Annotated in this window: 12 protein-coding genes and 1 tRNA gene; 9 read left to right on the top strand and 4 right to left on the bottom strand. The window is 67.2% G+C overall.

Annotated features, from left to right (window positions below):
• Positions 1-28 precede the first annotated feature (28 nt).
• From GKO32_RS06765 to GKO32_RS06750, 4 genes are all read left to right on the top strand, one after another.
• Positions 29-1045 carry an amidohydrolase family protein gene (locus GKO32_RS06765; RefSeq protein ID WP_154755931.1) on the top strand — a complete coding sequence of 339 codons (1017 nt, stop codon included), beginning with the start codon at positions 29-31 and terminating at the stop codon, positions 1043-1045.
• On the top strand, positions 1042-1392 hold the full coding sequence (locus GKO32_RS06760; protein ID WP_154755930.1) for a NifU family protein: 351 nt from the start codon (positions 1042-1044) through the stop codon (positions 1390-1392). Before GKO32_RS06765 ends, GKO32_RS06760 begins: the two co-directional genes overlap by 4 nt.
• A gap of 95 nt (positions 1393-1487) precedes the next feature.
• Positions 1488-3104 (top strand): thiamine pyrophosphate-binding protein, encoded by a 1617-nt coding sequence (locus GKO32_RS06755; RefSeq protein ID WP_154755929.1) that lies wholly within the window; start codon positions 1488-1490, stop codon positions 3102-3104.
• Positions 3105-3439: 335 nt separating this feature from the next.
• Entirely contained in the window at positions 3440-4639 is a 1200-nt protein-coding gene (locus GKO32_RS06750; RefSeq protein WP_312867603.1) for an FAD-dependent monooxygenase, read from the top strand.
• Between the two features lie 725 nt (positions 4640-5364).
• Here GKO32_RS06750 and GKO32_RS06745 read toward each other — a convergent pair.
• A complete protein-coding gene (locus GKO32_RS06745) occupies positions 5365-5748 on the bottom strand; it encodes a winged helix-turn-helix transcriptional regulator (RefSeq protein ID WP_312867602.1) in 384 nt (127 codons plus the stop codon).
• A 90-nt stretch (positions 5749-5838) separates the two neighbouring features.
• On the opposite strand from GKO32_RS06745, the gene GKO32_RS06740 reads away from it, so the two are divergent.
• The 3 genes from GKO32_RS06740 to GKO32_RS06730 all read left to right on the top strand — a co-directional run bounded on the left by GKO32_RS06740 (position 5839) and on the right by GKO32_RS06730 (position 7991).
• Complete coding sequence (locus GKO32_RS06740; RefSeq protein ID WP_154755927.1) at positions 5839-6486, top strand: NAD(P)-dependent oxidoreductase; 648 nt, start codon at positions 5839-5841, stop codon at positions 6484-6486.
• 91 nt (positions 6487-6577) lie between these two features.
• Entirely contained in the window at positions 6578-7372 is a 795-nt protein-coding gene (locus GKO32_RS06735) for a class I SAM-dependent methyltransferase (RefSeq protein ID WP_154755926.1), read from the top strand.
• Between the two features lie 55 nt (positions 7373-7427).
• Positions 7428-7991, top strand: coding sequence for a cupin domain-containing protein (locus GKO32_RS06730; RefSeq protein ID WP_154755925.1), 564 nt, complete (start codon positions 7428-7430; stop codon positions 7989-7991).
• 232 nt (positions 7992-8223) lie between these two features.
• On the opposite strand, the gene GKO32_RS06725 is transcribed toward GKO32_RS06730, so the two are convergent.
• Positions 8224-8296: transfer RNA gene (locus GKO32_RS06725), tRNA-Arg, on the bottom strand.
• A 163-nt stretch (positions 8297-8459) separates the two neighbouring features.
• On the opposite strand from GKO32_RS06725, the gene GKO32_RS06720 reads away from it, so the two are divergent.
• Positions 8460-9368 (top strand): cation diffusion facilitator family transporter, encoded by a 909-nt coding sequence (locus GKO32_RS06720; RefSeq protein WP_154755924.1) that lies wholly within the window; start codon positions 8460-8462, stop codon positions 9366-9368.
• Here GKO32_RS06720 and GKO32_RS06715 read toward each other — a convergent pair whose 3' ends face one another.
• The gene (locus GKO32_RS06715) at positions 9369-10064 is read right to left on the bottom strand and encodes a DUF305 domain-containing protein (RefSeq protein ID WP_154755923.1); all 696 of its coding nucleotides are present in this window, start codon (positions 10062-10064) and stop codon (positions 9369-9371) included. It abuts the gene before it with no gap.
• Complete coding sequence (locus GKO32_RS06710; protein WP_154755922.1) at positions 10064-10870, bottom strand: thioredoxin-like domain-containing protein; 807 nt, start codon at positions 10868-10870, stop codon at positions 10064-10066. The genes GKO32_RS06715 and GKO32_RS06710 overlap by 1 nt, the downstream gene beginning before the upstream one ends.
• A 90-nt stretch (positions 10871-10960) precedes the next feature.
• On the opposite strand from GKO32_RS06710, the gene argS reads away from it, so the two are divergent.
• On the top strand, positions 10961-12616 hold the full coding sequence (argS, locus tag GKO32_RS06705; RefSeq protein WP_312867600.1) for an arginine--tRNA ligase: 1656 nt from the start codon (positions 10961-10963) through the stop codon (positions 12614-12616).
• Positions 12617-12618 lie beyond the last annotated feature (2 nt).

The following is a 12618-nucleotide window of genomic DNA, read 5'->3' as shown; positions in this document are numbered from 1 at the left end:
GAATCGGCTGACCGAAGGGGCTCAGTTCATGAAAGACGGAATGTTCATTTTCGACGCCGTGATCCATCGCTTCGACTTCCGCGCGCCCAACACCGTCAACGCTCCGGTTGCGGATCGCTACGTCGACTGGCTCCGGGGGCTGGTGGATGGGTGGGCCAGCGACGCCATGCCCAGCAACCCCCGGGTCGCCGTTCCCGGGAAGTTGGATGAGCTCGCCGAGGCAGTCGAGTTGTTCGGCAACTCGGACACCGATATGGCCATGGTCCAGACGGTCCCGCTCCTTGATTACTGGGAAACCGGTTCCGCGCCTGCCGATGCGCAAGCCGAACTGGCCGCGGCGTTCCCGGACAAGATCCTGTTCTGCGGTGGGGTGGACCCGCTGATGCAAGGCGTACGTGGCGCGCAAAAGGAAATGGAGCGCCAAGTCGAAGAGCTGGGCGCGAAAAGCTTCAAGTTCTATCAGGCTCAGTCTCGTCATCTGAAGTGGCGGGCCGACGATCGCGCGGTGGCCTACCCGCTTTACGAGAAGGCCCAGGAGCTCGGAATCAATTACATCCAGTTCCACAAGGGCGGGGCGATCGGCGACCAGAACGTCGAGGACCTGCGCTCGCTCGACATGCAGGGCGCGGCTCTTGACTTCCCCGACCTGACCTTCGGCCTGCACCACCTCGGCTATCCCTACCTCGATGAGACTTTCGCCGTCGCCAGCCTGCGTCCCAACATCATGATGGTGCTGCCCCTGTGGTTCAACCAATACATGGTGCAGCCGCGTCCGACGATCAAGGTTCTCGGCAAGGCGCTCTTCGAACTCGGCCCGGAGCGCCTGCTCTATGGCTCCGAGGCGTTCCTGTGGCCCCGCGTGCAGACGTTCATCGACGTATTCAGCGAGCTCGAAATGCCGGAGGATCTCCAGGAAGGGTACGGCTATCCGGCGCTCACCCGGGAGATCAAGGAGCAGATCTTCGGGCTCAACGCGGCCCGCATCCTGGGCATCGACGTCGAGGTGCAGAAGAAGAAGGCCGCGGCGGCCGGAGGTGAGGCATGAGCGAGGAGCCGGTATCCGCGCGCCCTGACCAGCGACTGATCGAGGTGGAGGAGCTCTTCGACCGCGAGATCCGCCCCCTGCTCGCGTCCCATCTGGGCGGCGCGAATGTCGTGGGTATCGATGACGGTGGCACGGTGAAGATCGAGTTCACCGGCGCGTGCACGGCCTGTGCGTTCCGGCGCAACACGATCGTCGGTTCCATCTACCCCAGGCTGCGGGAAATCGAAGGCGTGCAAGGGGTGAGCACGCCCGGCGTCGCCGTCACCATCCAGCAGCAGCGCCGGGTCGCGGCGATTTTCGACGACTACGAGTCCCGGGCGGCTCAACCGGATCCGCACATCACTTGACGGAGTCGCGTGATGTCGGCCGACACATACCTGGCGCGGCAACTGTGCTCGGGAAGCCATGGCCGACGGTGAATCGGCGGGCTAGCGTTCAGCGCATGCTGTTTCAGGACGCGATGGCCGCCGGTCTCACCGATCACGGTATCGACACCATCTTCGGGCTGATCGGTGACGGAAACCTGTTTGTCATGGACAGTTTCCGGCGGCGGCCGGGCACGACCTACGTCGGCGTGGTGAACGAGGCCACGGCGGTGGAAGCGGCGTCGGGCTACGCACAGATCACTGGCCGTTTAGGCGTCGCGACGGTCACGCACGGTCCGGCGTTGACCAACACCATCACCCCGCTCATCGATGCCGTCCGGGCGCGGGTTCCGCTGTTGCTGATCGCCGGGGACACCCGGCCGGACGACAACGACCACACGCAGAACATCCCGCAGCGAGAGGTGGTCCTGGCCGCCGGCGCAGGGTTCGAACAGTTGCGTAGCCCGCTGACGCTCGCGGATGATCTCGCGAGCGCGATTCGCCGTGCCCACGTCGAGCGGCGGCCGATCGTGCTCGACATGCCGGCGAACTTTCAGTGGGCCGAGACGGAGTACCTCCGGTCGCCGTCACGTCTGGTCAGCGATGCCGGCGTCCGGCCGTCCGAGGATGCGCTCGACTCGGCGCTCGGCATCATCGCCGGCGCGAAACGTCCGGTGGTGCTGGCCGGACGAGGCGCGATCGACCCGGCGACCCGCGCGGCGCTGGTGCGTTTCGCTGCTCGTATCGGTGCTCCGCTGACGACGACCTTGAAGGCTCGCGACCTCTTCCGCGGGGAACCGCACGATCTCGGTATTTGCGGGACGGTGGCGCACGAGGTCGCCCTTTCCACGCTTTCCGCCGCGGATTGCGTCATCGCTTTCGGGGCGTCGCTGAACCGCTTCACGACCATGGAAGGCTGGCTCGTCGACAAGCGGCGCCTGGTGCAGATCGATGACGACCGGCACAGCCTGGGCCGCCATGTGGTGCCGGACGCCGGCGTGCTCGGCGACGCCGCCATGACCGCGGACGAGTTCGTCGCACTACTCGACGAGGCGGGGATCCCACCGACCGGCTTTGCCTCGGAGGAGCTGGCAACGGAACTCGTCCGCCGCATCGACAAGCAGGCGGATCGCAGTACCGATCGATCTGTCGACATTCACTCGGCCCTGCGCCGGGTGGACGCCGCCGTGGCCCCTGACCGGACGGTGATCACCGACAGCGGGCGCTTCATCTTCTCCACGTGGCCCGTCATCGGCGTCCAGGATCCGCGACACTTCGCCCACACCGCGAACTACGGTTCGATCGGGCTCGGCATGGGCACCGCGATCGGCGCCAGCGTCGGGCGGCCGGACCATCCGACGCTGCTGGTGACGGGCGACGGGGGGTTCATGCTGGGTGGTCTGAACGAGTTCAGCACCGCTGTCCGGCACGGGCTCGATCTCATCGTGCTGCTCCTCAACGACGGCGCCTACGGCGCGGAGCACATCCAGTTCGTCCGTCGCGAGCTCGATCCCGGAATGTCGACCTTCGACTGGCCCGATTTCGGGCCCGTCGCGGATGCACTCGGCGGGCGGGGATTCACCGTCCGCAATCTGTCCGAACTGGACAGTGCGCTCGCACACCTTCCGCACCGCGACAGGCCCGTACTCATCGACGTGCACCTGGACCCGGAGCTGGTGCCCACCGCCCACTAGCGTTGCCGACGACAACGCGCCCGGGCCGCGGACCGGGGGCGCGGACCCGGGGGAGCGGACCGGCTGCCCGGGTTCATGCGCAGCATCCTGAGTCTCAGCCTGACCGTGGGTCCGCGACGGGTCGGTGCGCTACCGCGAAGATATCGTCGAGGGCCTGGAGCGGGCACCGGTCCGGGCTTGAGCCGCCACGCCTGCCGCCGGGGTACCCCGGTCGGTTGCACCGATGAATTCGGGGTGGATCCGTTGTCTGTACCTCTGGATACACCGACAGCGGGTGGGCCATGGCAGAAGCAATCGATCCGGACAGTGATCCGGCGGGGTGAGCGGGAGGCACAGTGGGCGGTAGCAGAGTGTTGGTGGCGGGGGCGAGCATCGCGGGGCCCGCGCTGGCCCACTGGCTGCGCCGGCGGGGGGCCGAGGTGACCGTGGTGGAGCGGGCCCCTGAGCTGCGCCCCGGCGGGCAGGCGGTGGACGCGCGCGGGGTGGCCAAGGAAGTCATCCGGCGGATGGGGCTGGACGCGGCAGTGCGCGCGACCTGCACCGAAACCGCCGGCGCGTGCACCGTGGACGTGGACGGGAACGTGCTGGAAACCTTCCCTGCGGATAGCGACGGCGGTGATGGGTTCATCGCGGAGATCGAGATCCTGCGTGGGGACCTGTCCCGGGTGCTCTACGACGACACCCGCGACGGTGTTGAGTACGTCTTCGGTGACCGGATCGCCGAGCTCACCCAGGACGCGGACGGGGTCGACGTGGCGTTCGCGGGCGGCGACCGGCGCCGCTTCGACCTGGTGGTCGGGGCGGATGGACTGCACTCGGCGCTGCGGACGATGGTGTTCGGCCCGCCGGAGCGGTTCCTCCGCCATCTCGGGCACGTGCTGGCCTTCTACAGTGTGCCGAACGAGTTCGGGCTGGACCGCTGGCTGCTCGAGTACCAGGAGTCGGGGCGCTCCGCCCTGCTGCGCCCCATCCAGGACGCTACCCGGGCGATGGCCATGTTCTACTTCACCTCGGCTGACTTCGACGTCGACTACCGTGACGTCGCGGCCCAGAAGCGCCTGCTGCGTGAGCGGATGGCGGGTCTGGGCTGGTTGACCCCGGACATCCTCGCGCATCTGGACGACACCCCGGACTTCTACCTCGACCAGGTCGCCCAGGTGGTGATGGACCGCTGGTCGAGTGGACGGGTGGGGCTGCTGGGGGATGCGGCGTTCAGCTCGTCGCCGATGTCCGGGCAGGGCACCGGGCTTGCCCTGGTGGGCGCCTACCTGCTGGCCGGTGAACTGGCCGCTGCCGGATGGGACCCGGAGGCAGGTTTCGCCGGCTACGAGGCTCGGATGCGCTCGTTCGTCGAGGCCAACCAGGAGATCGGCCGGTTGAACGCCCGCAGCCGCGACGTCCCCGGGCCGGACGCGGAGCCGAGCCCCGATTTCGGCGGCGAATGGTTCACCGAGCTGGTCGGGCGCGCGATCAACGGCATCGAGCTGCCCGACTACACAGAGGTGCCGGACTTCGGGGCCAGACCGGAACGTTGACAACCTCCTCGGTCAAACCGTAGGCGTCACCCAACCTGCCAAGCGGGATGACGCCCCGTTCGCCCACCGCAGGACTGCGTCCGCTCAGACGGCTGAGCGCGCACCGATCATGGTCACTGAACCGAAGATCGTGCCCATACACCGAGGCACTGACCCTACATAAGGTTCTCTTGCCGCAGAAACAACACGTTTCCGCAGGCCAGAACGCATGTCGATGAGGACTGGGTGCACCCAACAAGCCAGTATACGAACCTAAACCTCCTGGTCAGCGGGTTGTCGGTCACTTTGAAGGCCGCCCATGCGAAGGTCCGGCCGGGCGGATACCGGCGGACCCGGTTCGGTTGCTCGGGCGGGAACGGCATGGCGAGGGGAGAGTGTCGGTGCCGATCCGGTTCTTCGGAGAAGTAGCGCATGGTACTGGCCGGCCAGAGCCTGAAGATTCCCGCAAAGCAGACGTCGTTTCGTCCGACGACACCTTCACTCCGCCGGCCATCTCGGATCCGACGCTGACTCTGCACGCGTCGTACGGCACAGGTCATGCGTTGGAGATCAGCTGGGAATGGGGTTACCAGGCCGGCTGGCCTCGACACGATGCGGCTTACCACCGACGCGCTGCCGATGCTGGCTGACCGGCCTGGCGTCGCGATCGAGATCAGTGGAACTGACCTGTGTGCAGGACCGAGACAGTTCGTCGGCGAGGACGACCGTCGCGCCGCGCGCGAGGTTCAGTGCGAGTAGTCGTAGGCCGCTTGCGCGGCTGCCACGTCGACAGCGTGCGTGATCGCCCATTCCTGGAGTGCGCGTAGCGGCTCGCACAGGGTGCGCCCTGCGTCGGTGAGTGCGTATTCGACTCGTACCGGAACCTCGGGGTAGACGGTGCGACGCACGAGCCCGTCGCGTTCGAGCCCTCGCAGTGTCTGGGTCAGCATCTTCTGCGACACCCCCTCCACGCGGCGGCGCAGGTGGGAGAAGCGGCTGTCGCCCTCGCTGAGAATGCCCACGACCAGCATCGTCCACCGGTCGCCGATGCGATCCAGGAGGTGCCGGGTCGGACAGTCCGCGCGGTAGGGGTCGTCCAGCGGCACGGGTTCGGTCTGGTTGGTTACCACAAAGTGCCTACTTCCCATCGGAGACCAACCCTCTTACCGTAACCCAAGGACGTCGTCCCACACCATCAATCCCGCAGAAAGGCACGCTCCATGTCCCGCATCACCGTTATCGGAGGCACCGGCTACGCAGGCTCGGCGATCGTTGCGGAGGCCGCCGCTCGCGGCCACCAGGTCACCGCGCTGAGCCGCAATCCGCCCGTCACACCCGCCCCCGGCGTGGCCTACGTTCAGGGCGACGCCACCGACGAGGCAACGCTGTCCGCGACCATCGACGGTGCCGACATCGTGGTGGGCGCATTGGCCCCGCGTGGCCCGCTGATCCACAGCTTCCGACAGGTCTATAGCGCCATCGCGCGTTTGGTCGATGCCGCGGGAGCTCGGTTTTACGTCGTCGGTGGCTTCTCGTCGCTGCGCCCCGCGCCAGGAGCCGATCGTTTCGTCACCGACCTGAGCCACATCCCCGCGGAACTCCACGACGAGATCCGCATCGGGGCAGCACTGATCATTGAGGACCTCCCGGCCACGCCCGCCAGCCTCGACTGGGTCTTTGTCAGCCCACCCATGCGGTTCGGCGCCCGCATGCCCAGCGAACGGCGCGGCACGTACCGGCTCGGCGACGACGTCGCGGTACGGCCCAAGGACGGCGGCGCGATCTCCGCCGCGGACTACGGCCTCGGGTTCGTCGACCTGATCGAGAAGGGCGAGCACCACCGGGAACAGGTCAATCTGAGCCACTGATCGGGACAGCCCGAAGCGATTACACAGTCAGTCTGGACGGCCCCGTATCGCCATGAGGTGGTGCGGGTGAGACGGCGAGGAGAGTGAGTTCGTGTCAATCGATTACGCCCATGTCAGTGAGACCCGCGGTAAGGCGGATCCGTGGAGCTTCCTTCGCGACCGGGACATCGAACGGATGGGTGAGGTCCTGCGCGATCCCGCGGAGCGGGAGCGGTGGGCGATGGCTTTCCTGGTCGGCGGTGGGCTGCCGTATATGTGGACGAGGCTCGCGGCGAACATCCAGGACATCGCTTATGCGTTGTTGGATTTGCGGCCGGGGGACCGGGTCCTCATCGTCGGTGAGGAGGTGGAGTCGTGCGGCTGGCGAGGCGCGGTCGAGGAAGCCGTCGGCCCGGCCGGCACGGTGGACGTGGCCGAACTCATCGACGAAGGCAACGCGGCGATCTTCGAGGGCAAGTACGGACGCAACGGCCTTCTTGCGGCCTGGCAGTGGACGTACACGCACGACACGCCTGACGAGACCTACGACGCGATTTTGGTCGCGCAGGCGGCACAACACTGTGACGACTGGTCGGAGGCAAGCGAGGAGTTCGTGCGGGTGCTGAAGCCCGGCAAGCGCATCGTGTCGGCCGAGGCGCTCATTCCCGGCGGAGGAGGACTCACCAGGTCTGTTGACGTCGACATTCATGTCCAGACCTGGTTCGACAAGTTGGTGGGCCCGCTGAAGGTCGCCCTGTCCGAACTCGGCGCCTACACCGCGGAGGAGATCAAGGACGCGTTCGGTGACCGGGTCGAGGGTGCCAGGGCGATGGAGTGGCGGGGTGTCCACGTCTTCTGGGGTCGCAAGCCGCTCCGGCCAGGATCCTCCACGGCAGTGGGCGATTGACACCGTGCCCGGCCCCAGAAACGCAGACACCCGTATCGAGACAACAGGAGAAAGCATGTCGACAACGAACGCTGAGGCGAATCCGATGAAGCCGAGGGCTGTCCGCCGAGTGGTGACCGGTCACGACTCGGCCGGAAGGGCGGTGGTGGTCGCGGATGGACCGTCCGAGGATGTCCTGCTCATCGACACAGCTCGCGTCGCGATCGCCGACATGTGGACGCTGACGAGCGTTCCCACCAGCATCGACGCCTGGGAGAAGCGAGACCTGGGTACGCCGATGGCAATCGGCCCTGTCGTCGGCGGGCTGAACTTCCGCGTGCTCCAGTTCGACCCGCTGCCGGCCGATGCGGTCATCGACGCGAAAGCTGCCTTCTCCGAAATGGGCTCGGCCGATGCGCATGTCGGGGATGCGCGGCACCCGGCCATGCACCGTACGGACACGGTCGACTTCGGCATCGTCATCAGCGGCTCCATCACCCTGCTACTGGACGAGGAGGATGTCACGCTCACCGCCGGTGACATCGTCATTCAGCGTGGAACCAACCACGCGTGGGAGAACCGCGGCGACGAGCCCTGCCTGATGGCGGTCATGGTGGTCGACGCGAAAGCTGCGGCCTAGCATCGACCGCCGCCGGGGTCCGTCAGCGTTGCCGGACCGGCTCGGCCGGGACGAGACCGTGTTCGCGCGCGGCGAGACGAGTCCCACCGACTCGTCGAGGTAGTGGTCCTTGCGTGTCAGTGGATCTTTTCCGGCATAGACCCGGACTCGCAGAGTGCCGCCTGGGCGCTCCTCGATGTGACCACGTTGACGTGTCTCCGCTGGCTGGCCCTGACACCCCATCTGACCTGGGTGCCCTCGGCAGGATTCGAACCTGCGACACCTGCCTCCGGAGGGCAGTGCTCTATCCCCTGAGCTACGAGGGCCTATCGCCTTACGACTGGACAAAGCGTAGCGCATGCCCGGTGCCACTCAGTGGGCACCCCATGTGCTGGAGATCGCCTGGCGGTACCGTGCCAGAGTAGGTTAGGCTCACCTGTATTGCATACATGCGCATGTCGCTATAACTTGCCTTCGAGGAGGGCGGCCATGGGACACGGTCACGGGCATGGCGTGCCGAGTGCCTCGGGTCGCTACGTGCCCCGGCTCGTGGCGGCGCTCGCGATCGGCATCGCCTTCCTCGCGCTCGAGGTCGTGGTCGGCATCCTCACCGGCTCCCTCGCCCTCATCTCCGACGCGGCCCACATGCTCACCGACGTCTTCGGGCTCGGCCTCGCCCTCACGGCGATCATCCTGGCCCGCCGCAGCGGCCCCACCTACCGTCGCACGTTCGGGTTCTACCGCGCCGAAGTGCTTGCCGCACTGGGGAATGCGCTCCTGCTGTTCGGCGTCGCCGGCTACGTTCTCATCGAAGCGATCGGCCGCATCAGCGACCCGCCGCCAGTGCCAGGGCTTCCCGTCCTCCTCACGGCACTCGCCGGGCTCGTCGCCAACCTCGCGGCCTTCGTCCTGCTTCGCTCCGGCGCCAAGGAAAGCCTCAACGTCCGTGGCGCCTACCTCGAAGTGCTCGCCGACCTCATCGGCTCCGTCGGCGTCCTGGCCAGCGGCGCCATCATCCTCACCACCGGCTGGCGCTACGCCGACCCCCTCATCGGTGTGGCCATCGGGCTGTTCGTCCTCCCGCGCACGGCCAAGCTCGCCGGCCGCGCCCTGCGGATCCTCTTCCAGCATGCGCCCGCCGAGGTCGACGTCGAGCGCATCGAGACCGCGCTGGCCGACCTCACCGGCGTGCGGGACGTGCACGACATCCACGTGTGGACGCTGACCTCGGGCATGGAGGTCGCCTCCGCACACCTCGTCGTCGACCCCTCGGCCGAACCGGCGGAAGTCCTTACCCAGGCCCAGAATCTGCTCGCCGAGGCCTACCACATCCAGCACGCCACCCTGCAGGTCGAGCCCGCCGAGTCCGCCAAACGTTGCGAAGAGCTTTCCTGGTGACTACAGCGGCTGCGCACCACGCGCGCCGAGCATCTGCTTGATCAGCACCATTTCCGCGCCCTGCGAATTCAGAATGCTCTGCGTCAACGTCTTCACCGCGCTGACCGGTGAATGATCGTGCGCATACTGCGCCATCGCCGTGCCGCCCTGGTGGTGACGCAACATCAACTGCAGGAAGTACACGTCAAGATCCTTGCCGGACAACGAACGCAACTTCGCCAGCTCCGTGTCGCTCGCCATCCCGGGCATCACGGCGGCACCAGCCGACGACCCCGGCATCCCCGCCATGTCGTGCCCGGACGGCTGTGTCATCCACGTCATGTACGCGCCGGGCGCCTGCTCGGGCTGGTCCCACAACATGAGCCAGCCCTTCATCCGGCCGACCTGCTCCAGCTGCGTGCTCTGGATGTCGAACGCCAGCTGCCGGACCTCCGGGTCGGTGCTGTGGTCCCGCGCCCAGTTCGCCATCGTCACGGCCTGCAGGTGATGCACCGACATGTCCTGCGCGAAACCGACCTCCACCGAACCCGTGCCGGGGGTCGCGGGCCCTGACGAGTCGAGTGCGCGCTGGGTCAGGAACATCCCCAGCACCGCGCCCACCAGTAGCACCACGATCACCGTCGCGGCGATGACGACCGGACGAGCCGTGGGCCGCGGCGCGGGAGTCTCGGTCACCGGAGCGGAAGTTTCGGTCATCACGGCGTGCCGGTGGTCGAGGGCATCACGGCGCCGGTGTCCTGTTGCGTGCCCTGGGTGCCCTGGTAGTCCATCGGTTTCGCATCCGGTCCCGGCGGAGTCGCGACGAACGGCGGCGGATTGTCCGGGTCGAACTGACCCGGCCCGAGCACGTCGCAGGAAGCGCCGACTTCGGGTGTGGTGTTCGGGTTGGTGCGCAACGCGGTGATGAACTCGTCGATGCGCTGGTCGCCCGCGGAGTCCAGCTTGAGCTGGTGCCCCCAGGCCTGCAGCGAAATCGGCTTGTCGAGACCGGGGTAGGGCGACATCATCGTGTACGGCTTGCCCTGGACCTTGGTTTTGAGTGTGTTCAGCGCATCGCCCGTGACCTGCGCCGGGTTGTACGCGATCCACACCGTGCCGTGTTCGAGCGCGTGCACCATGTTCTCGTTGCGGACGGCCGTGGTGTACACGGTCCCGTTGCACGCGGCCCAGTAACCGTCATGCGGCCCGCCGATCGGCGGGAAGTGGTCGTAGGCGACGCGTTCGGTCGGCAGCACGTGCACGCTGCCCTTGTAGGTGCCGGTCACGATGCCGGCCAGCTGCAGTGACGGGTCCTTGTTGGAGTCGCTCGGTGCCCATTCGGCCAGCGCGCGTTTCGGCGCCGACTGCACGAGGTAGTAGGTGACGACGACGGCCGCGAGCGCCACGACGGCGACGATCGCGATCACGGTGCCCCATGGGAAGCCGCGCTTGGTCACCACTGAGTTGCGCGCCGCTCTGATGGCCTTCTTCGACGAGGCCTTTTTCTTCGTGCCGCTGGCCATGGCTCCCGCATCCGCTCGCGATCCAAATATCCAAGGTGAGTCTAGGGACTGGATGTCAGAGCGACGTCAACGGCCACATACACTCGCGTGGTGACTCCCGCCGTGCTCGCCGAACTCGTCCGATCGTCTGCTGTGCAGGTACTCGATGCCCGTGGCCTCGACCACGCCGTGCTGCCCGACCTGGTGACGATCGAGCGACCCCGCAACCCCGAACACGGAGATTACGCCACCAACCTTGCCTTACAGGTAGCGAAGAAAGTCGGAATCCCGCCGCGCGAGTTCGCCCAGGCGCTCGCCGACGAGGTTGCGAAGAACGGCGGGGTGGACAGCGCCGAGGTGGCCGGCCCGGGTTTCCTCAACTTCCGGCTCGCCGCGGACGCCCAGGGTGAGCAGGTGCGCCAGGTGCTGGCCGCCGGTGAGGGGTACGGCACCGGTGACGCGCTCGCCGGACGCAAGATCAACCTCGAGTTCGTTTCGGCCAACCCGACCGGCCCGGTGCACCTGGGCGGCACTCGCTGGGCGGCCGTCGGGGACGCGCTGGGCCGGGTCCTGTCCGCCCAGGGTGCGGACGTGACCCGCGAGTACTACTTCAACGACGCCGGTGCGCAGATCGACAGGTTCGTCCGGTCTCTGATCGCCGCCGCGAAGGGCGAGCCCGCACCCGAGGACGGCTACGCGGGCGCCTACATCTCCGATATCGCCGCCGAGGTGCTGCGCCGCGAGCCGAGTGCGTTGTCGCTGCCGGAAGACGAGCGGCACGAGACGTTCCGCAGCATCGGCATCGAGCTGATGTTCGCCGAGATCAAGCAGAGCCTGCACGATTTCGGCACCGACTTCGACGTCTACTTCCAGGAAGACTCGCTGCACACCAGTGGTGCGGTCGAGCGCGCGGTCGAGGAGCTCAAGGAGTCCGGCAAGCTCTACCACGCCGACGGTGCGTGGTGGCTGCGCTCCACCGAGTTCGGTGACGACAAGGACCGCGTGGTCATCAAGAGCGACGGCGCTCCCGCGTACATCGCGGGCGACATCGCGTACCTGGAGGACAAGATCGGCCGCGGCTTCGAGCTGTGCATCTACATGCTCGGCGCGGACCACCACGGTTACATCGCCCGGCTCAAGGCGGCCGCGGCGGCGATGGGCCAGGACCCGGACGTCGTCGAGGTGCTCATCGGCCAGCTGGTGAATCTCGTGAGCGACGGCAAGCCGGTCCGGATGAGCAAGCGCGCGGGCACCGTGATCACCATGGAGGACCTCGTCGACGCCGTGGGCGTGGATGCCGCGCGGTACGAGCTGACCCGGTATTCCGTCGATTCGAGTATCGATGTCGACCTCGATCTGCTGCGCAAGCGCAGCGACGAGAACCCGGTCTACTACGTGCAGTACGCGCATGCCCGCCTTGCGTCGCTGCAACGGAACGCGGCGGATCTGGGGCTCAAGGCCGACGCGGACGCCGATCTCGGCCTGCTGACGCTGGCCCAGGAGGGCGACTTGATCCGCACCATCGGCGAGTTCCCGACGATCGTGCTGCGTGCGGCGGAGCTGCGTGAGCCGCACCGGGTCGCCCGCTACCTGGAAAGCCTCGCCGGCGCGTTCCACAAGTTCTACGCCGTCGCCCCGGTTCTGCCCAAGGGTGACGAAGAAGCCTCGCCACTCACCTTCGCGCGCCTGGCGCTGTGTGAAGCCGCCCGCCAGGTGTTCGCGAACGGGCTCCGGCTGCTCGGTGTCTCTGCCCCGGAACGGATGTAGCT

It is taken from the genome of Amycolatopsis pithecellobii (assembly GCF_009707865.1).
Classification (GTDB): Bacteria; Actinomycetota; Actinomycetes; order Mycobacteriales; family Pseudonocardiaceae; genus Amycolatopsis_E; species Amycolatopsis_E pithecellobii.
This window is presented reverse-complemented; position numbering and strand designations above follow the sequence as displayed.

Excerpts from the sequence above, each read along its gene's own strand:
- GKO32_RS06765 (WP_154755931.1), top strand. The coding sequence starts at position 29 with ATGAAAGACGGAATGTTCATTTTCGACGCCGTGATCCATCGCTTCGAC.
- GKO32_RS06710 (WP_154755922.1), bottom strand. The coding sequence starts at position 10,870 with ATGGCCAGCGGCACGAAGAAAAAGGCCTCGTCGAAGAAGGCCATCAGA.
- GKO32_RS06730 (WP_154755925.1), top strand. The coding sequence starts at position 7,428 with ATGTCGACAACGAACGCTGAGGCGAATCCGATGAAGCCGAGGGCTGTC.
- GKO32_RS06740 (WP_154755927.1), top strand. The coding sequence starts at position 5,839 with ATGTCCCGCATCACCGTTATCGGAGGCACCGGCTACGCAGGCTCGGCG.
- GKO32_RS06715 (WP_154755923.1), bottom strand. The coding sequence starts at position 10,064 with ATGACCGAAACTTCCGCTCCGGTGACCGAGACTCCCGCGCCGCGGCCC.
- GKO32_RS06760 (WP_154755930.1), top strand. The coding sequence starts at position 1,042 with ATGAGCGAGGAGCCGGTATCCGCGCGCCCTGACCAGCGACTGATCGAG.
- GKO32_RS06720 (WP_154755924.1), top strand. The coding sequence starts at position 8,460 with ATGGGACACGGTCACGGGCATGGCGTGCCGAGTGCCTCGGGTCGCTAC.
- GKO32_RS06755 (WP_154755929.1), top strand. The coding sequence starts at position 1,488 with ATGCTGTTTCAGGACGCGATGGCCGCCGGTCTCACCGATCACGGTATC.